This is a genomic window from Janthinobacterium sp. SUN118 (assembly GCF_030397695.1).
Classification (GTDB): Bacteria; Pseudomonadota; Gammaproteobacteria; order Burkholderiales; family Burkholderiaceae_D; genus Janthinobacterium.
On sequence record NZ_JAPUBV010000003.1, the window covers coordinates 132,714 to 151,194 of the forward strand.

12 protein-coding genes are annotated in these 18,481 nt (G+C 60.7%); 10 read left to right on the forward strand and 2 right to left on the reverse strand.

The features are described from left to right. Nucleotides 1–73: 73 nt before the first annotated feature. From glnA to O0880_RS19775, 6 genes are all read left to right on the forward strand, one after another. On the forward strand, nucleotides 74–1,489 hold the full coding sequence (gene glnA / locus O0880_RS19750; RefSeq protein ID WP_070219258.1) for a type I glutamate--ammonia ligase: 1,416 nt from the start codon (nucleotides 74–76) through the stop codon (nucleotides 1,487–1,489). A 172-nt stretch (nucleotides 1,490–1,661) separates the two neighbouring features. Continuing rightward, entirely contained in the window at nucleotides 1,662–2,147 is a 486-nt protein-coding gene (locus O0880_RS19755) for a DUF4124 domain-containing protein (protein WP_289888722.1), read from the forward strand. Between the two features lie 7 nt (nucleotides 2,148–2,154). Further along, nucleotides 2,155–3,243: a nitrogen regulation protein NR(II) gene (glnL, locus tag O0880_RS19760; RefSeq protein WP_289888302.1), complete on the forward strand. Its 1,089-nt coding sequence runs from the start codon at nucleotides 2,155–2,157 to the stop codon at nucleotides 3,241–3,243. Nucleotides 3,244–3,291: 48 nt separating this feature from the next. Then, nucleotides 3,292–4,782: a nitrogen regulation protein NR(I) gene (gene ntrC / locus O0880_RS19765; protein WP_289888303.1), complete on the forward strand. Its 1,491-nt coding sequence runs from the start codon at nucleotides 3,292–3,294 to the stop codon at nucleotides 4,780–4,782. 168 nt (nucleotides 4,783–4,950) lie between these two features. Continuing rightward, complete coding sequence (corA, locus tag O0880_RS19770) at nucleotides 4,951–5,916, forward strand: magnesium/cobalt transporter CorA (protein WP_071325150.1); 966 nt, start codon at nucleotides 4,951–4,953, stop codon at nucleotides 5,914–5,916. 135 nt (nucleotides 5,917–6,051) lie between these two features. Next, entirely contained in the window at nucleotides 6,052–7,425 is a 1,374-nt protein-coding gene (locus O0880_RS19775; RefSeq protein ID WP_071325149.1) for an ATP-binding protein, read from the forward strand. An 18-nt stretch (nucleotides 7,426–7,443) separates the two neighbouring features. Here the strand turns inward: O0880_RS19775 and O0880_RS19780 are convergent, their stop codons facing one another. Beyond that, nucleotides 7,444–9,072 (reverse strand): NAD(P)/FAD-dependent oxidoreductase, encoded by a 1,629-nt coding sequence (locus O0880_RS19780; RefSeq protein ID WP_289888307.1) that lies wholly within the window; start codon nucleotides 9,070–9,072, stop codon nucleotides 7,444–7,446. Nucleotides 9,073–9,712: 640 nt separating this feature from the next. Here O0880_RS19780 and O0880_RS19785 point away from each other — a divergent pair. Both O0880_RS19785 and O0880_RS19790 read left to right on the forward strand, forming a co-directional pair. Next, the gene (locus O0880_RS19785; RefSeq protein WP_156894951.1) at nucleotides 9,713–10,501 is read left to right on the forward strand and encodes a tetratricopeptide repeat protein; all 789 of its coding nucleotides are present in this window, start codon (nucleotides 9,713–9,715) and stop codon (nucleotides 10,499–10,501) included. 571 nt (nucleotides 10,502–11,072) lie between these two features. Continuing rightward, the gene (locus O0880_RS19790; protein WP_071325146.1) at nucleotides 11,073–14,138 is read left to right on the forward strand and encodes a TonB-dependent receptor; all 3,066 of its coding nucleotides are present in this window, start codon (nucleotides 11,073–11,075) and stop codon (nucleotides 14,136–14,138) included. Nucleotides 14,139–14,338: 200 nt separating this feature from the next. Here the strand turns inward: O0880_RS19790 and O0880_RS19795 are convergent, their stop codons facing one another. Then, a complete protein-coding gene (locus O0880_RS19795) occupies nucleotides 14,339–15,064 on the reverse strand; it encodes a 16S rRNA (uracil(1498)-N(3))-methyltransferase (RefSeq protein ID WP_071325145.1) in 726 nt (241 codons plus the stop codon). A gap of 187 nt (nucleotides 15,065–15,251) precedes the next feature. On the opposite strand from O0880_RS19795, the gene tkt reads away from it, so the two are divergent. Both tkt and gap read left to right on the forward strand, forming a co-directional pair. After that, nucleotides 15,252–17,249: a transketolase gene (gene tkt / locus O0880_RS19800; RefSeq protein ID WP_289888310.1), complete on the forward strand. Its 1,998-nt coding sequence runs from the start codon at nucleotides 15,252–15,254 to the stop codon at nucleotides 17,247–17,249. A 216-nt stretch (nucleotides 17,250–17,465) separates the two neighbouring features. Next, nucleotides 17,466–18,476, forward strand: coding sequence for a type I glyceraldehyde-3-phosphate dehydrogenase (gene gap / locus O0880_RS19805; protein ID WP_046685413.1), 1,011 nt, complete (start codon nucleotides 17,466–17,468; stop codon nucleotides 18,474–18,476). The last annotated feature ends 5 nt before the right edge of the window (nucleotides 18,477–18,481 follow it).

Genomic DNA, 18,481 nt, shown 5'->3' on the forward strand with positions numbered 1-18,481 from the left:
GCAATGTTTGCTTCGCTTCATCAGCCCGGACGCATTAAGGTCGGCTCACCCCACATTCATTTAGGAGATACGCATGGCAATGACAGCCGCAGAAGTCTTGAAGATGGTAGAAGAGAACGAAGTCAAATTCGTTGATTTCCGCTTTGCCGATACCCGTGGTAAAGAGCAGCACGTGACGGTTCCCGTGTCGCACTTCGACATGGACAAATTCGAATCGGGCCATGCCTTCGACGGCTCCTCGATCGCTGGCTGGAAAGGCATTGAAGCGTCCGACATGATCTTGCTGCCGGATCCAAACACCGCCAATATCGACCCGTTCATGGAAGAAACGACGCTGTTCATGCAGTGCGACGTGATCGAACCGTCGGACGGCAAGGGCTACGACCGCGACCCGCGCTCGATCGCGAAACGCGCCGAAGCCTACCTGAAATCGTCGGGCATGGGCGACACCGCCTACTTCGGCCCTGAGCCGGAATTCTTCATCTTCGACAGCGTGCGCTGGAAGATCGACATGTCGGGCTGCTTCGTCAAGATCGGTTCGGACGAAGGTTCGTGGTCGACCGGCAAGGACATCGAAGGCGGCAACAGCGGCCACCGTCCTACCGTCAAGGGCGGCTACTTCCCCGTGCCGCCAGTGGACAGCTTCCAGGACATGCGTTCGGAAATGTGCCTGATCCTGGAATCGCTGGGCATCCCGGTTGAGGTACATCATCACGAAGTCGCCGGCGCGGGCCAGAATGAAATCGGCACCAAGTTCTCGACCCTGGTCGAGCGCGCCGACTGGACGCAAAACCTGAAATACGTGGTGTGGAACGTGGCGCACAGCTATGGCAAGACCGCCACCTTCATGCCGAAACCTATCGTTGGCGACAACGGCTCGGGCATGCACGTGCATCAGTCCGTATGGAAAGATGGCAAGAACTTGTTCGCCGGCGACGGCTATGCCGGCCTGTCCGATTTCGCCCTGTACTACATCGGCGGCATCATCAAGCACGCCAAGGCACTGAACGCGATCACCAATCCGGGCACCAACTCGTACAAGCGCCTGGTACCAGGCTACGAAGCACCGGTGAAACTGGCGTACTCGGCGAAAAACCGTTCCGCCTCGATCCGCATCCCGCACGTGGCCAATCCAAAAGGCCGCCGCGTGGAAGCGCGTTTCCCGGATCCACTGGCAAACCCGTACCTGTGCTTCGCCGCACTGCTGATGGCTGGCCTGGACGGCGTTGCCAACAAGATCCATCCGGGCGAAGCCGCATCGAAAGATCTGTACCATCTGCCGCCAGAGGAAGATGCACTGATCCCTACCGTTTGCGCCTCGCTGGAAGAAGCGCTGGAAGCCCTGGACAAGGACCGCGAGTTCCTGACCCGTGGCGGTGTCTTCAGCGATTCGATGATCGATGCCTACCTGGAACTGAAAATGCAGGACGTACAGCGCATGCGCATGACCACGCATCCTGCCGAGTTCGACATGTACTACTCGCTGTAATGGCGCCATGCCGGCAACTTGCCGGTAGTGAATAAAAAACGCGGGTGAGGCGATGGTCTTGCCCGCGTTTTTTTATCCGGCGCGCCAGTGTGATGTTGTATATTCAGCCCAGCATCGATGCGATGCAAGCTGACAGGAGTAGAGATTGACTAAGCATTACAGAATGGCGTTGATGGCCGGATTGCTGGGCGCCGCGGCCCAGGCGCATGGGCAGATTTTCCTGTGCACGGATGCCCAGGGCCACAAGGAATTGACGGATATGCGGCGCAACGCCAGTTGCCAGCTGCTCGATTTACCGGGCGCCATCACGGCGCCGCCGGCGCGCAAGACGCCGCCCCTGTCGGGCGCGCCCGCGCGGCCCGGCATCCAGGCGGCAGGCACGCCGGCGCCCGCCGCCGGCGCGTTTCCCCGGGTCGATGGCGCCGAGCAGCGCGCGCGCGACCTGGACCGGCGCCAGATCTTGCAGGATGAATTACGCAGCGAAGAGCAGAAACTGGCGGCGCAGCGCCTGGAATTCAACCAGGGCCAGCCGGAACGCCAGGGCAATGAGCGCAACTATGCCAAGTACCAGGAGCGGGTGGCGCAACTGAAGGACAACATTAGCCGGACACAGCAGAACGTCGAGGCCCTGAAACGCGAGATCGCGAATATCCGATGACGAGACGATGACTACAGAGACCCACTCCAGCCGCCCGGCCCACCTGGCCGGCCTCGATCTGCTCGCGTCAGCCGTGATCCTACTCGACGGCGACGGCCGCATCGGCTATGCCAACGCAGCGGCGGAAAACTTGCTGGAAAGCTCGCTGAAAGCCCTGTCGCGGCAAAAGCTGACGGCCCTGTTCCTCAATCCGGACGAGCTGGCCGGCATCTGCGCGCAGGCGCTCGAGCACAAGTTTTCCGACTTGCGCCAGGACTTGAGCCTGGAACGCCTGGGGCGCGAACCGCTGCGCGTGCACAGCATCATCAGTGCGCTCGACGCGCCGCCCGACAGCGTGCTGATCGAGCTGCGCGAAAACGTGCAGCAACTCAAACTCGACCGCGAGGAACGCATCCTCGACCAGAGCCAGGTCAACAAGGAGCTGATCCGCAACCTGGCGCATGAAATCAAGAACCCGCTGGGCGGCATCCGCGGCGCGGCGCAGCTGCTGGAGCTGGAATTGCCGGCCCTGCACCTGAGCGAGCTGCGCGAATACACGCAGGTCATCATCAAGGAAGCGGACCGCCTGCAGACCCTGGTCGACCGCCTGCTGGCGCCGCACCGCCGCCCGCACATCGTGGGCGACGTGAATATCCACGAAGTGTGCGAGCGCGTGCGCAGCCTGATCCTGGCCGAGTTTCCCAGCGGCCTGACCATTTCGCGCGATTACGACGCCTCGATCCCCGAGTTCCGCGGCGACAAGGAACAATTGATACAGACCGTGCTCAACATCGCGCACAACGCGGCGCAGGCGCTGGCCGAGCGCATCGAGGCGGGCGATGCGGAACTGATTTTCAAGACGCGCGTGGCGCGCCAGGTGACCCTGGCCAAGGTCCGCTACAACCTGGCATTAGACTTGCATATCATTGACAATGGACCGGGCATCGCACCCCAGATCCGCGACCGGATTTTCTACCCGCTGGTGTCGGGCAGGGAAGGCGGCAGCGGTTTGGGACTGACCTTGGCGCAAACCTTCGTGCAGCAGCACCTGGGCGTGATCGAGTGCGAAAGCCGGCCTGGATACACCGATTTCAGGATCGTTCTGCCCTTGCCATAAGCGGGGGCGTATCCCACCCATGAAATCCATTGCGGGACGCACACACTAATGAAGCCAATCTGGATAGTTGACGACGACGAATCAATCCGCTGGGTGCTGGAAAAAGCCCTGGCGCGGGAAAATCTCGCCACCAAGAGTTTTGCCAATGCGCGTGACGCCATCGCCGCGCTGGAACTGGACACGCCGCAAGTGCTCGTGTCCGACATCCGCATGCCGGGCGCGTCCGGCCTGGAATTGCTGCAGACGGTCAAGTCGCGCTTTCCCGGCTTGCCTGTCATCATCATCACGGCCTTTTCCGACCTCGATTCGGCCGTCGCGGCCTTCCAGGGCGGCGCCTTCGAATACCTGGCCAAGCCCTTCGACATCGACAAGGCCGTCGAACTGATCCGCCGCGCGCTGGAAGAGAGCCTGCGCGAGACGAGCGTCGAATCGGGGCCGTCGGAAACGCCGGAAATCCTCGGCCAGGCGCCGGCCATGCAGGAAGTCTTCCGCGCCATCGGCCGCCTGTCGCAATCGAACGTGACGGTACTCATCACGGGCGAATCCGGTTCCGGCAAGGAACTGGTGGCGCGCGCGCTGCACAAGCACAGTCCGCGCGCGGCGCAGCCCTTCATCGCCCTCAACACGGCGGCGATTCCCAAGGACTTGCTGGAATCGGAACTGTTCGGCCATGAACGGGGCGCCTTTACGGGCGCGCAGACGACCCGCCGGGGCCGCTTCGAGCAAGCCGAGAACGGCACCCTGTTCCTCGACGAGATCGGCGACATGCCGTTCGACCTGCAGACGCGGCTCTTGCGCGTGCTGTCCGACGGCCATTTCTATCGCGTCGGCGGGCACCAGCCCATGAAAGCCAATGTGCGCGTGATCACGGCCACGCACCAGAACCTCGAGCAGCGCGTGCGCGACGGCCTGTTCCGCGAAGACTTGTATCACCGCCTGAACGTGATCCGCCTGCGCCTGCCCAGTTTGAGGGAGCGGCGCGAGGATATCCCCATCCTGGTGCGCCACTTCCTGGTGCAAAGCGCGCGCCAGCTGGGCGTGGAAGCCAAACGCATGAGCGAACCGACCATGCAGTTTCTCAGCGGCCTAGATTTGCCCGGCAATGTGCGCCAGCTGGAAAACCTGTGCAACTGGATCACCGTCATGGCGCCGGGCCAGACGGTGGAAATCAAGGACTTGCCGCTGGAATTGACGCAGGGGCAGGGCGATGGCGCCGCCAGCGTCGTCTCGGGCGAAGGCGCGGCACCGGCCGTGGCCCATGCGCATGGCGGCCAGGTGTTCGAGGCCGCCGCGCCCGCCAATGGCGCGCCGCCGGGCTGGATCGGCTTGCTGGAACTGCAGGCGGCCGGCATGCTGGGCGCGGGGCAGCAGGAGGTCATGGCCGTGCTGGGACGGCAATTCGAGTCGGCCCTGATCAAGACGGCGCTCAAGCATACGCATGGGCGCAAGAACGACGCCGCCGTGCGCCTGGGCATCGGCCGCAACACCATCACGCGCAAGATCTCGGAACTGGGCATCGACGGCGCCAAGGACGATTGAGCCACCTGCCGGACGGAGCCGCGGGGCGCCCGCAAGGGGAGCCCGCTCCGTCCGCCTTCCTTCCCCGGCGTCTGTTGCGCGCCACAATGCACAATCAAAGCGGACGATAGGGTAAGCTGGCGCCTGCCGGATGGTTTCGTCCGGTCTTAACTTTCATTGTGGAACTGTATGCTGATTAACTGCGTGGCCTACCAGGATGGCAAAAAACTGGCCGACTTGCCGATCGACGATATCAGCGATTACGTGGAGCGCCCCGATTGCTTCGTCTGGGTCGCCCTGCTCGACGCCACGCCCGACGAGCTGAAGCAGATGCAGCACGAGTTTTGCCTGCACGAACTGGCGGTGGAAGACGCGCAGCGCGGCCACCAGCGCCCGAAGATCGAGGAATATGGCGACTCCCTGTTTGCCGTCGTGAAAACCGTGGAAATGGTGGGCGACGAGCTGGTGCTGGGCGAAGTCGACATTTTCGTTGGCGCCAACTACGTGCTCTCGTCGCGCAGCAACAGCTCGCAAGGCTTCCTCGGCGTGCGCGCGCGCGCCGAGCGCGAACCGCATCTGCTGCGCCAGGGCTCCGCTTTCGTCCTGTATGCGCTGATGGATGCCGTCGTCGACCGCTACTTTCCCGTGCTCGACGCGCTCGAGTCGGAGCTGGAATTGATCGAGGACCGCATCTTCGACCGCGGCACCGAGCGCGACAATATCGAACGGCTGTACCAGTTGAAGCGCAAGGTGATGGTCTTGCGCCACGTGGTGGCGCCCCTGATGGAAGCGGTGGGCAAGCTGCATGGCGGCCGCGTGCCGCCGCTGTGCCACGATACGCAGGAATATTTCCGCGACGTGCACGACCACCTGGCGCGCATCAATGGCACGCTCGACACCATCCGCGATACGATCAGCACGGCGATCCAGGTGAATCTGTCGATGGTGGCCATCGACGAGAGCGAAGTGAACAAGCAGTTGGCGGCCTGGGCGGCTATTTTCGCCGTGTTTACCGCGTTTGCCGGCATCTGGGGCATGAACTTCAAGTTCATGCCGGAACTGGACTGGCATTACGGCTATCCTGCGGCCGTGGGAGTGATGAGCTGTGTCTGCGGTTATATGTATTACTTGTTCAAGCGATCCGGCTGGCTATAAAAAATTCCTGCAAATCTGTATTATTGGACAATATCCGGGGGTACAATCGCGGCAGGTCCGCTCGCCCGGGCCAATGGCTGAGAGTCGCCGCGCCGGCAGGTTTGCCTGCGCTTTCCGTGCTGCGCAGGAGCATTCATGAGTATTCCGCTGTTTGATGTGAATTCGCAAGAACCCCTGTTCGATCCCGAGCAGCGGCGCACCCTGGCGGAGGCGGCCCTGCGCTCGATCACCGCCTCGACGGCGCGCGCCCGGGGCGACGACTTCCTGCGCATCCTCGTCAAGGACCTGGCCGAGGCGCTCGACGTGCAGTACGTGATCGCCGGCCGCCTGATCCGCATGGCGGATGGCAGCGAAGGCATCCGCACCCTGGCCCTGTGGGGCGGCAACGACTACCAGCCGAACATCGAATACAGCCTGCAGCACACGCCTTGCCAGGACGTCACCTGCCAGAGCATGTGTTTTCACGGCAGCGACATCCAGCGTCGCTTTCCATTCGATAGCCTGCTGGTCGACATGCATGCGGAAAGCTATGTCGGCATGCCGCTCATCGATACCGAGGGCAAGACCCTGGGCATCCTGTCGGCCATCGACACGCGTCCCATCGATGAAAACAAGCGTTTGCTGGCCCTGCTGCTGCTGTCGATCTTCTCGGCCCGCAGCGCGGCCGAGCTGCAGCACCAGGAGCGCACGCAGCAGCTGGAAGAAATCGTACGCCAGCGCACGGAATCGCTGCTGACGGCGCAGGCCAACCTGATCGAGCAGGAACAGATGGCGGCGCTCGGTTCGCTGGTGGCGGGCGTTTCGCATGAAGTCAACACACCCGTCGGCGTGGCGCTGACGGCGGCGTCGAGCATGGGCAGCTATGCCGACCAGCTGGTGCAGCTGCTCGGTGGCGCCAAGGTCAGCCGCGCCGAGCTGATCGACATCGCCGAAGCGCTGAAGGGCGCGGCCGCCTTGATCGAGCGCAACCTGGCGCGCGCGGCCGACCTGATCGGTAATTTCAAGCAGCTGGCCGTGGACCAGGTCAGCGAATACGTGGCCGACCTGGCCCTGCATGACTATGTGCACGGCCTGGTGTCGGCGCACAGCCCGGAACTGCGCAAGGCGGCCCTGCGCGTGGAGCTCGACATCGCGCCCGACTGCCAGGTGCGCCTGGCGGCCGGCAAGCTGTCGCAAATCCTCTCGAATCTGCTGATGAACAGCGCCCGCCACGGCTACCCGCAAGGCGGGCCGGGGCAGATCACGATACGCGCGCGCATTGAGGTGGACGAGGAGGTTGCCGCCTTGCCATGGCTGCTGCTGGAGTTTTCCGACGACGGCATCGGCCTGGCGCCCGCCGTGCGCGAGCACATGTTCGAACCGTTTTTCACCACCAAGCGGGGCCAGGGTGGCTCCGGCCTGGGCATGCACATCGTCTACACGATCGTGCAGCAACTGGGCGGCCAGGTGTGCGCCATCGACAGCACGCCGGGCTGCCATATACAGATCAGGCTGCCGCTGGCCGCCTGATCTGCTCTTGCCAGCGCTTTAAGCGGCGGCGATCGACAAGGCCACGGCTTCGGCCACCTTGATGCCATCGACGGCGGCCGACAGGATGCCGCCCGCATAGCCGGCGCCTTCGCCGGCGGGGAACAGGCCGCGCGTATTCAGGCTCTGCAGGTCGTCGTCGCGGCGCTTGATGCGGATCGGCGACGAGGTGCGCGTTTCCACGCCCGTCAGCACGGCGTCGGCCTTGTAATAGCCCTTGATCTGCTTGTTGAACGCAGGAAACGCTTCGCGCAGGGCCGTGATCGCATACTCGGGCAGGGACGGCGCCAGGTCCGTCAGGTGCACGGCCGGCTTGTACGACGGCACCACGCTGCCGAATTCCGTCGAGGCGCGCCCGGCGACGAAGTCGCCCACCAGTTGGCCCGGCGCATCGTAGTTGCCGCCGCCCAGGGCAAACGCGCGTTCTTCCAGCTCGCGCTGCAGGGCGATGCCGGCCAGCGGGTCGCCCGGATAGTCGGCCGGCGTGATGCCGACGACGATGGCGCTGTTGGCGTTGCGTTCATTGCGCGAATACTGGCTCATGCCGTTCGTCACCAGGCGGCCCGGCTCCGAGGCGGCTGCCACCACGGTGCCGCCCGGGCACATGCAGAAGCTGTAGACGGAACGGCCATTGCTGGCGTGATGCACGAGCTTGTAGTCTGCCGCGCCCAGAATCGGGTGGCCGGCGCTGGGGCCGAAGCGGCAGCTGTCGATCAGCGACTGCGGGTGTTCGACGCGGAAACCGATCGAGAACGGCTTCGCCTCGATGTACACGCCGCGGCGGTGCAGCATCTCGAAGGTATCGCGCGCGCTGTGGCCGATGGCCAGCACCACGTGGTTGCTGGCGATGGTTTCTCCATTGTCCAGCACCACGCCGCGCACCTGGCCGCCATCGCTGCCTGGCACGATGTCGATATCGACCACTTTGCTGCTGAAGCGGTATTCGCCGCCCAGCTGCTCGATATTCGCGCGCATTTCTTCCACCATCTTGACCAGGCGGAAGGTGCCGATATGCGGCTTGCTCACATACATGATTTCTTCGGGCGCGCCGGCCTTGACGAATTCCGTCAGGACCTTGCGGCCGTAGTGCTTGGGATCCTTGATCTGGCTGTACAGCTTGCCGTCCGAAAAGGTGCCGGCGCCGCCTTCGCCGAATTGCACGTTCGATTCCGGATTCAGTTCGCGCTTGCGCCAGAAGCCGAAGGTGTCGACCGTGCGTTCGCGCACCTGCTTGCCGCGCTCGAGGATGATGGGCCGCAAGCCCATCTGCGCCAGGATCAGCGCCACGAACAGGCCGCAGGGGCCCGTGCCGATGACGATGGGGCGCGGCTGATTGCTGTGGCCGGCCAGCTGTTCGCCGCCGGCGACGAATTTGTAGTCGGTGTCGGGCGCCGGCATCAGGTGCACATCGTGCTGCAGGCGCGCCAGCACGGCCGCTTCGTTCCTGAGCTCGACATGCAGCGAGTAAATCAGCACCACGGCGCTGCGCTTGCGCGCGTCATAGCTGCGTTTGAAGACGGTAAAGCCCAGCAGGTCGCCGGCATCGATGCCAAGGCGGGCCAGGATGGCGGCGGGCAGGGCCGCTTCGTCGTGTTCGAGGGGGAGTTTTACTTCGTTGAGTCGTAACATAGTCGATTCCTAGGTGGGGGGCTATTTAGGCCCCATGAATAAAGCACGCGCGGACTGCCTGACAAAGCCTGTCGCCCCTTGCAAGCCGTCGCTGGCGGATGCGCAGCCGTGCAGACGCACAGATTTTTCTTCTCGGTTTCACATTGCATCGGTATGGCAAGATTTTGCCAGGGAGGGGAACGCGCGGTCCAGACGCTATTTTACCCTTAGCGCCGCCATTTGCAGAGTGTCTCGGCGATGGCAGGCGGTTCGCGGCCATCCGGTCGGGCGTCATGCATGGTGCTGCTGTCATCGTTGGGCTGCCATGGACAGTGGGCTTGTGTGAAAACAATATAAATAGTTAACAAAACGAGGTGAAGTGTGGCGTTTTTGTGCTGCGCCTCCCGATAGTGCCGCTGGCGCACGGAGATCCGGCTGTCGAACCTGTCGTATCGATAATGTTGTCTTTTTTATTTAACAGTGTCGCAAAATGTGATCCTTTTATCAAACTTACTAATTGCGGAGCGCATATTTCTGAGCTAGGATTAATGCTCGTGTCTGGCTTGATTTTTCCTTCTGGAAACTGCTACTGGCTTCGTGGGGAGGCCGGCTCGCCAGCTAAAAATCTTTTATCCCGATCAACTTCCTAGTGGACGTCAAGATGAAAAAAATAACACTCAGCTTTTGCTTAATGATGGCATTCGGGGCGGCATATGCAGATGAGCTTGCTGATGCTCAGAAGGCATGGGAAGCGAAGGATTTTTCAACGGCGTTCCAGAAGTTCACGAAATTGGCCAATCAGGGCAACAGTGCCGCGCAATTGCAGCTCGGTGAAATGTACGGCTTTGGCGAAGGGACGACAGAGGACGCGGCACAGGCGAGGCACTGGCTCAAGCAGGCCGCTGCCAGCGGCAACCCGGAAGCGGCCGCATCGCTTGAACTGGTGCAGCAGCGCAGCGCACGCAAGGCCGATATCGCTTATTACACGACCAACTTCGATGGCGCCGCTGCCGCCTATGGCAAATTTAATTGCACCCAGCCTGTAATTCCCAAGGTATCGACTAAAAATGAGGAAATTAATTCGGTTAATGCCGCCGTCAATGCCTGGGTGGATTGCTACGGACGTTTCGTGAAGAATTTGAATGCGGCGATGCCGGTAACGAATACGATTCCGCCCGATATCATCAAACTGATGAATAACGAGGAATTCGTCAGGGCCGACGCGCTGATTTCGAAAACCTATCAAGGAATAGCAAGTGATGGCCAGACGGTGGCGGATGTAATCATTGCCGATAATATCCGCTGGAAAAAGGATACGGAAGAATTTGTTTCTAACAGCAATGAACAACATAAAGCCCAGCTGTTAAAGCTGGAAAATGATAATGACCAGGAATCGAGAAACTTGCGTCACCTGAAAGATATGAAAAGTATTGCGTATAAAAAGAAATAATTATCGCAATGATAATATGTCAATTTTGAATCATATTCCCAAAAAGAAATATTTGGCCATATGATCGCCGTCGGCGCATTGCGTCCGCTACCCGTCAGTGTTCACCCGATCCGCCAGGCGTCGGGTGCTGCATGACGGGTAGACGGCCGCTATTTGCGCACTTGCACATAACGCTGCCCCTCCGCCGCAGCCCCCGCTTTTCCTCACTATACAAGAGCTAGCCAAGCTCAAAAAAGCGCATTTGCATATGCGTTTTTATGCCTTTTCCACGCATCAAAATTGTGCATTGCCGCACCATTTTTGGACGCGTTTATTTTTCCTGACCTTTTTTGTGCAGGTTTGTTGTTTCTGCGCACCATTCCGTTCTCTTTGTTGACAGTTAAGCTTTGCATATGTTTCCATATGTTGTCTAGTCAGCTAGCTAGGGGACCGGCTATCGGACTATATGACCTGTCATAAAATGACGGGAGTGGGGAAAATCGGGACTTAAAATAATATTGACCGTGATTTGTTGTATGCATTCTATCCAAGCTGATCCACGAGAAAAGCTTAACTATAATTAGGAAATCACATGTTTAGAAAAACTGTCTTAGTGCGTGCATTGGCGATTGCATTTAGTGCGACCGCGATGACTGCAGCTGTCGTTCCTGCCGCAATGGCGCAATCTAACGCTGCCGGTAATATCTACGGTACGGTTGACGGCGCAGCTGCTGGCGCTTCCGTTGTCTTGCATAATATTGGTACGGGCACCAAACGTACCGTTGCGGTCGATAGCGCGGGCCGCTATTTTGCATCGGGCATGGCTCCTGGCCACTACAAGATTGACTTGGTACGCGACGGCAAGACTGTCAACACCGTCGAAACCGATGTGATCGTGGGCCAGGGCGTTGATGCATCGTTCGCCAGCAGCGCGGTACAGGCAGTGCAGGTTACCGGCCGTCGTAGCCGTATCGACGTGTCGAGCTCGAACAATGGCGCGACGTTTACCGCCAAAGAACTGGCGAAACTGCCTATCGCGCAAAACGTTGCCGCGATCATTCAGCTGGCGCCTAACACGACGCGTGCCGACTCCCGTTACTCTGCCGGCGCATCGTTCGGCGGCGGCGGCGCTTCGGAAAATGCGTACTACATCAACGGTTTCCCTGTTACCAACCCACTGACACAGTTGGGTGCTTCGGAACTGCCATTTGGCGCGATCGCCCAGGCACAGATCCTGACCGGTGGCTTCGGCGCCGAGTTTGGCCGTTCGGTTGGCGGCGTGGTCAACGTCACGACGAAGAGCGGCACCAACACCTGGGAATTCGGTGCCCAGGTAGCCATCGAGCCTAACGGCCTGCGCTCGACGCCAAAAGACTACTACTACCCGAACACGGGCGCAGCGTCGAACGCGGCGACCGACAATACCTTGTACCTGCGTCGCAGCGATAGCTCGCGCTCGGAAAAGACGTATGGCGCCTACGTAGGCGGCCCGATCATCAAGGACAAACTGTTCATGTTTGCCGCGTTTGAATCGCGCAATCTCGATACCGACGCCGCACTGGGTACCCGTACCTCGGCATCGAATGCCACCACCGGCTGGCAATCGAACCAGCACACGATCGACCGCTATCTGGCCAAGTTTGACTGGAATATCACGGACAATCACCGCCTGGAAATGACGTTCATGGGCGATGAAGCGAAAACCGACCGTCAATTGTATGGCTACGACTATACGAACAGCCGTCGTCTTGCGAAGACCGCATCCCAGCACTACAAGAACAGCGAAGACTTCTCGCCATCGGTTGGTGCAGAAACGCAAATTCTTCGCTACACGGGTAACCTGACCGACAACCTGACGGTCAATGCCCTGTATGGTCAAAGCAAAACGCCAAACTCGGCTGTTTATGATCCGATCGGCACCGCACCAGCGGACCTGTTCCAGATCAGCGCAGCGAGCAACGTGCGCGCGCCTGGCCTGAACTACAGCAGCCCGCAAACCCTGAATGGCGCCGTTGCTGCCAACAACTCGGCCAGCAAGATCAAGTCTTCCCGTCTGGATCTGGAATACAAGATTGGCAACCACACCATCCGCGGCGGTCTGGATGACAACAAGCTGACCTCGACCAACGTTGGTGAAATCTATGGCGGCGGCGGTATCTGGGTATACGGCCAAACCCGTAAAAACGGCGTCGGCGACGGTACCGTGCCGCTGCAGCTGGGTGGCAGCACCGTGAAGACCTCGAACAATCCTGGTCTGCTGGCTTCCCAGGGTTACTGGGTCAGCAAACGCCTGTTCTCCAGCGTGACCGATGCCCGTTCCGAGCAAAGCGCACAATACCTGGAAGACCGCTGGCAAACCACGAAGGACCTGTTGCTGACCTTGGGCATTCGTAACGAAGGCTTCAAAAACGTCAACGGCGACGGCGACACCTTCCTGGAAGTGAAGAACATGGTCTCGCCACGCTTTGCCGCGGCATGGGACGTCAACGGTGATGCATCGTTGAAAGTGTTCGGTAGCGCCGGTCGTTACGCGCTGCAAATCCCGACCCACCTCGCGGTTCGCGGCGGCAGCCGTTCGACGCTGACGCGTGAAGGCTACACCTACACGGGTACCGACGCGTACGGTCAGCCTACGGGCCTGCAATCGCTGGCACCGGTATACTCGGTCAACAACGAACTGGGTCAATACAAGGATCCAAAAACCGTTGTTGCCCAGGATATCAAGGCAACCTACCAGGATGAGTTGACTGTCGGTTTCGAAAAAGCGTTTTCGCCTAGCCTGAACTTTGGCGCGAAAGTCACTTATCGTAAATTGAAAGCCACCATCGATGACTACTGCGATACCCGTCTGATCGACGCTTACGCTGTCGACAACAAGATCGATACGTCGAACTTCTCCGGCTTCTCGTGCGCATCGTTCAACCCAGGCAAAGACAACACCTTCCTGGTCGACTATGCTGGCACCCGCAGCAACTACACGAAAGTTCACCTGACCAAGGCTCAACTGGGCTTTGACGATGCGAAACGTACGTACACGGCAATCGATCTGTTTGCCGAGCATCCGATGCGTGATGGCTGGTATGGCCGTGTGAACTACACGTGGTCGCGTAGCAAAGGTAATACCGAAGGTCAAACCCGTTCGGACAATGCCCAAACCGACGTTGCTGCAACGTCGACCTGGGATAATCCAGAGTTGATGGTTGGCGCCAACGGCTTGCTGCCAAATAACCGCGAGCACCAAATCAAGGCCTTCGGTTTCTATGAACTGAACCCTGAGTGGACTGTCGGCGCGAATGCCTTGCTGGCTTCGGGTCGTCCGAAGAACTGCTTCGGCTGGAACCCTAACGTTCCTGGCGAAGTTGACTACGGCTCGGTGTACTTCTATTGCGATGGCGCTGCAGCACCACGCGGTTCCCGCGGCACCCTGCCTTGGGATACGCGTTTGGACATGAACCTGTCCTACCGTCCGCAGCTGTTGAAAGGCCTGGCATTGAAAGTTGACGTATTTAACGTACTCAACAAGCAAACCGTGCAGACCCTGGACGAAACGTACAACGTGGACAGCTCGTTGAACGTCAGCCCAACCTACGGCCGCGTTATCAGCTACACCGCACCGCGTTCCGTACGTCTGACCGCCGAGTACAACTACAAGTTTTAATTGACTTGTTTTTACCCCTTGCCGTGTTTCACGGCAGGTGGGGAAAAGAAAAAAACCGCTGGCGCAAGCCAGCGGTTTTTTTTTGCCTGGCCGTCTCGGCCAGGTAATGCAGTCCGTGCCATTTGGGCTGATCGCTCATGTGCCCTGGACTGGAGGGAGGGCAGCCGCGCATGGCGCAGGCCTGCCTGGGCGCGTTTTTCCTACATCCCGCTCCATAATGCGGCCAGCGTCGCCAGCGCCGTCAGGCCCGCCGTTTCCGTGCGCAGGATGCGCGGGCCCATGGACAGGCCGATGGCGCCGGCGGCCAGCGCGGCTTTTTCTTCCGCTGCCGAAAATCCGCCTTCCGGTCCCACCATCACCGTAATCGCCTGCGGCGGCTGGTGACGCGCCCACTCGGCCAGCGACTGGTCTGCGCGCGGCGTCAGGATGATGCGCTTATGTAAATCCTGCTGGCTGCTCCAGCTATTGAAATCCTGTAACGGCGCCAGCTGCGCCAGGCGGTTGCGGCCACACTGTTCCGAGGCGGAGACGATGATTCCTTGCCAATGAGCCAGTTTTTTCTCGGCCCGTTCGGCGGACAGGCGCACCACGCAGCGCTGCGCCGACAGCGGCACGATGCCGGCCGCACCCAGCTCGATGGCTTTTTCGATGATCCAGTCCATCTTCGACGCTTCCGGCAGCGCCTGCGCCAGGGTCACCGCATACGGCAGTTCCGCCTCGCGCGCCACGTGTGCCTGGATGTCGGCCGTCACGCTGCGCTTGGCGATGCTCGCCAGGCTGGCCTGCACTTCGCCGCCTTCGCCATTGAAGAGGGTGATCAGGTCGCCCGGCGCCAGGCGCACGACCTGGATATGGTGGGCGACAGCCTCAGGCAGGGAGACGGTGGTGCCGGCGACGAGCGGCTGGGGGCAGAAAAAACGCGGCATGCAAATCCTCAACGGGGATGAAAGTGGGGTAAAAAGACAGTAAAGTATAGCGAGTTGGCTGGCCAGTACGCCGCAATTCTAATTTGCGGCCCCCCAGTCTGGTAAAATAGTTGACTACAGAAAGCAGCCGGCTTCCTTGTCTGCGCTGCTGCAAACGAATCCCAAACTCGCGACTGACCACACCACCATGACAACTACGCTCCCGACTACCAAAATGGCCAATGCGATCCGCGCACTGGCAATGGACGCTGTACAAAAGGCCAATTCCGGCCATCCAGGCATGCCGATGGGCATGGCCGAGATCGCAGTTGCCTTGTGGAGTGGTCATTATCGCCACAATCCGGCGAATCCAAAATGGCAGAACCGCGACCGTTTCCTGTTGTCCAACGGCCACGGCTCGATGCTGCACTACGCGCTGCTGCACCTGACCGGCTACGACCTGTCGATGGACGACATCAAGGCCTTCCGCCAGATGCATTCGAAAACCCCGGGCCACCCGGAAGTCGACATCACGCCCGGCGTGGAAACGACCACCGGCCCGCTGGGCCAGGGTATCGCCAACGCCGTCGGCATGGCCCTGTCGGAGCAGTTGCTGGCCGCTGAATTCAACAAGCCTGGCCACGATATCGTCAACCACTACACCTACGCCTTCGTCGGCGATGGTTGCTTGATGGAAGGTATTTCGCACGAAGTGTGCGCGCTGGCCGGCACCCTGGGCTTGAACAAGCTGATCGCCCTGTACGACGACAACGGCATTTCCATCGACGGTAAAGTGGAAGGCTGGTTCACGGACGATACCCCGGCGCGCTTCGAAGCGTACGGCTGGAACGTCATCCGCGCCGTCGACGGCCACGATGTTGCCGCCGTCGCTGCCGCCATCGCCGCCGCCAAGGCCGCGTCGAAACCAACCTTGATCTGCTGCAAGACCATCATCGGCAAGGGTTCGCCGAACCTGCAGGGCGGCGACAAGGTCCACGGCGCCGCGCTGGGCGACAAGGAAATCGCCGCCGTGCGCGAATACATCGGCTGGGATGCCGCACCGTTCGAGATGCCGGCCGACGTGTACGCGGCCTGGGATGCCAAGCAGCAAGGCGCCCTGCTGGAAGCGGACTGGAACGAGCGTTTCGTCGCCTACAGCCGCGAATTCCCGCAGCAAGCCGCCGAACTGACCCGCCGCATGCAGGGCGACTTGCCGGCCGCGTTTGAAACGGCGCTGTCGGCCGCCATCGCTTCCTGCGTCGAGAAGAAAGAAAACATCGCCACCCGCAAGGCCAGCCAGAACGCCATCCAGGCGCTGGCGTCGTCGCTGCCGGAATTCCTCGGCGGCTCGGCCGACCTGACCGGTTCGAACCTGACCAACTGGAAAGAGTGCGTGGCCGTGCGTTCGGGCCAGCCTGGCAACCACATCAATTATGGCGTGCGCGAATTCGGCATGAGCGCCATCATGAACGGCATCACCCTGCACGGCGGCTACATCCCGTTCGGCGCCACGTTCCTGACGTTCTCCGACTACAGCCGCAATGCGCTGCGCATGGCTGCCCTGATGAAGCTGCGTTCGATCTTCGTGTTCACCCACGACTCGATCGGCCTGGGCGAAGACGGCCCGACGCACCAATCGGTCGAGCACGTCTCGTCGATGCGTTTGATCCCGAACCTGGACAACTGGCGTCCATGCGACACCGTCGAGTCGGCCGCTGCCTGGGGTGCCGCCGTGCGCCGCAAGGACGGCCCGTCAACGCTGATCTTCTCGCGCCAGAATCTGCCGTACCAGGAGCGTAGCGCCGAACAGATCGAGAACATCTACCGCGGCGGCTATGTGCTGAACGACGTGGCCGACGCCAAGGCGATCCTGATCGCCACCGGTTCCGAAGTGGAACTGGCCGTCGCCGCCGCCAGCGCGCTGGCTGCCGAAGGCATCAATGTACGCGTGGTGTCGATGCCGTCGACCGACGTGTATGACCGCCAGGACGCCGCCTACAAGGCCGGCGTGCTGACGAAGGGCGTGCCGCGCGTGGCCATCGAAGCGGGCGTGACCAGCTTCTGGTACAAATACGTGGGCCTGGAAGGCGCCGTCGTCGGTATCGACACCTTCGGCGAATCGGCCCCTGCCGGCGTGCTGTTCAAGCATTTCGGCTTCACGGTCGACAATGTCGTAGCCAAGGTCAAGGCCGTCATCGCCGGCTAAGATCACCTGACCAAACCGACTGCGCGTCGCGATGTGCGGCCTTCGATGCTCACTGTGCTCAAGCACCGTTCCGCTTCCCGGCCACAGATCGCTGCCATTCGCTACGGTTTGTCGGGCGACCTACTCGTTTCCGCTGCCAGCGTCCCGCAGATGGGCGCGGCGGCGAGCAGATTTTTTTAATGTGCTAAGTACTTTCTATTCAATCAGGAGCAGAGTATGACGATCAAAGTTGCAATCAATGGCTACGGCCGCATCGGCCGTAATGTGTTGCGCGCTTTCTACGAAGGCGGCAAGAAACAGGATATCCAGATCGTTGCCATCAACGACCTGGGCGATGCCAAATCGAACGCCCACCTGACCCGCTACGACACCGCGCACGGCAAGTTCCCGGGCACGGTCACCGTCGAAGGCGACAACATGATCGTGAACGGCGATCCGATCCGCGTGTTTGCACAGCGCAATCCGGCTGAAATCCCATGGGGCGAGCTGGGCGTGGACGTCGTGCTCGAGTGCACGGGCTTCTTCACCACCAAAGAAAAAGCATCGGCCCACCTGAAGGGCGGCGCGAAAAAAGTCATCATCTCCGCGCCAGGCGGCAAGGACGTGGACGCCACCGTCGTCTTCGGCGTCAACCACTCGGTGCTGAAATCGACGGACACCGTCATTTCCAACGCCTCGTGCACCACCAACTGCCTGGCACCGCTGGTCAAGCCGCTGAACGACGCCATCGGCATCGAAACGGGCCTGATGACCACCGTGCACGCCTACACCAACGACCAGGTGCTGTCCGACGTGATGCATGAAGACCTGCGCCGTGCCCGTTCTGCCACCATGAGCATGATCCCGACCAAGACCGGCGCCGCTGCCGCCGTCGGCCTGGTGCTGCCTGAGCTGAATGGCAAGCTGGACGGCTTCGCCATCCGCGTGCCGACCATCAACGTCTCGCTGGTCGACCTGTCCTTCATCGCCAAGCGCGACACGACGGTGGAAGAAGTCAACGCGCTGATGAAGTCCGCTTCGGAAGGCGCCCTGGAAGGCATCCTGACGTACCAGACCGAACCGCTGGTATCGATCGACTTCAACCACAACCCGGCGTCGTCGAACTTCGACTCGACCCTGACCAAAGTGTCGGGCCGTCTGGTCAAGGTATCGTCGTGGTACGACAATGAGTGGGGTTTCTCGAACCGCATGCTCGACACCACCGTTGCCCTGATGTCGGCCAAGTAATTTCT

What these genes read in the sequence shown, in the direction of transcription:
- glnA (WP_070219258.1), top strand. Translation starts at nt 74, where the DNA reads ATGGCAATGACAGCCGCAGAAGTCTTGAAGATGGTAGAAGAGAACGAA.
- O0880_RS19755 (WP_289888722.1), top strand. Translation starts at nt 1,662, where the DNA reads ATGGCCGGATTGCTGGGCGCCGCGGCCCAGGCGCATGGGCAGATTTTC.
- glnL (WP_289888302.1), top strand. Translation starts at nt 2,155, where the DNA reads ATGACTACAGAGACCCACTCCAGCCGCCCGGCCCACCTGGCCGGCCTC.
- ntrC (WP_289888303.1), top strand. Translation starts at nt 3,292, where the DNA reads ATGAAGCCAATCTGGATAGTTGACGACGACGAATCAATCCGCTGGGTG.
- corA (WP_071325150.1), top strand. Translation starts at nt 4,951, where the DNA reads ATGCTGATTAACTGCGTGGCCTACCAGGATGGCAAAAAACTGGCCGAC.
- O0880_RS19775 (WP_071325149.1), top strand. Translation starts at nt 6,052, where the DNA reads ATGAGTATTCCGCTGTTTGATGTGAATTCGCAAGAACCCCTGTTCGAT.
- O0880_RS19780 (WP_289888307.1), bottom strand. Translation starts at nt 9,072, where the DNA reads ATGTTACGACTCAACGAAGTAAAACTCCCCCTCGAACACGACGAAGCG.
- O0880_RS19785 (WP_156894951.1), top strand. Translation starts at nt 9,713, where the DNA reads ATGAAAAAAATAACACTCAGCTTTTGCTTAATGATGGCATTCGGGGCG.
- O0880_RS19790 (WP_071325146.1), top strand. Translation starts at nt 11,073, where the DNA reads ATGTTTAGAAAAACTGTCTTAGTGCGTGCATTGGCGATTGCATTTAGT.
- O0880_RS19795 (WP_071325145.1), bottom strand. Translation starts at nt 15,064, where the DNA reads ATGCCGCGTTTTTTCTGCCCCCAGCCGCTCGTCGCCGGCACCACCGTC.
- tkt (WP_289888310.1), top strand. Translation starts at nt 15,252, where the DNA reads ATGACAACTACGCTCCCGACTACCAAAATGGCCAATGCGATCCGCGCA.
- gap (WP_046685413.1), top strand. Translation starts at nt 17,466, where the DNA reads ATGACGATCAAAGTTGCAATCAATGGCTACGGCCGCATCGGCCGTAAT.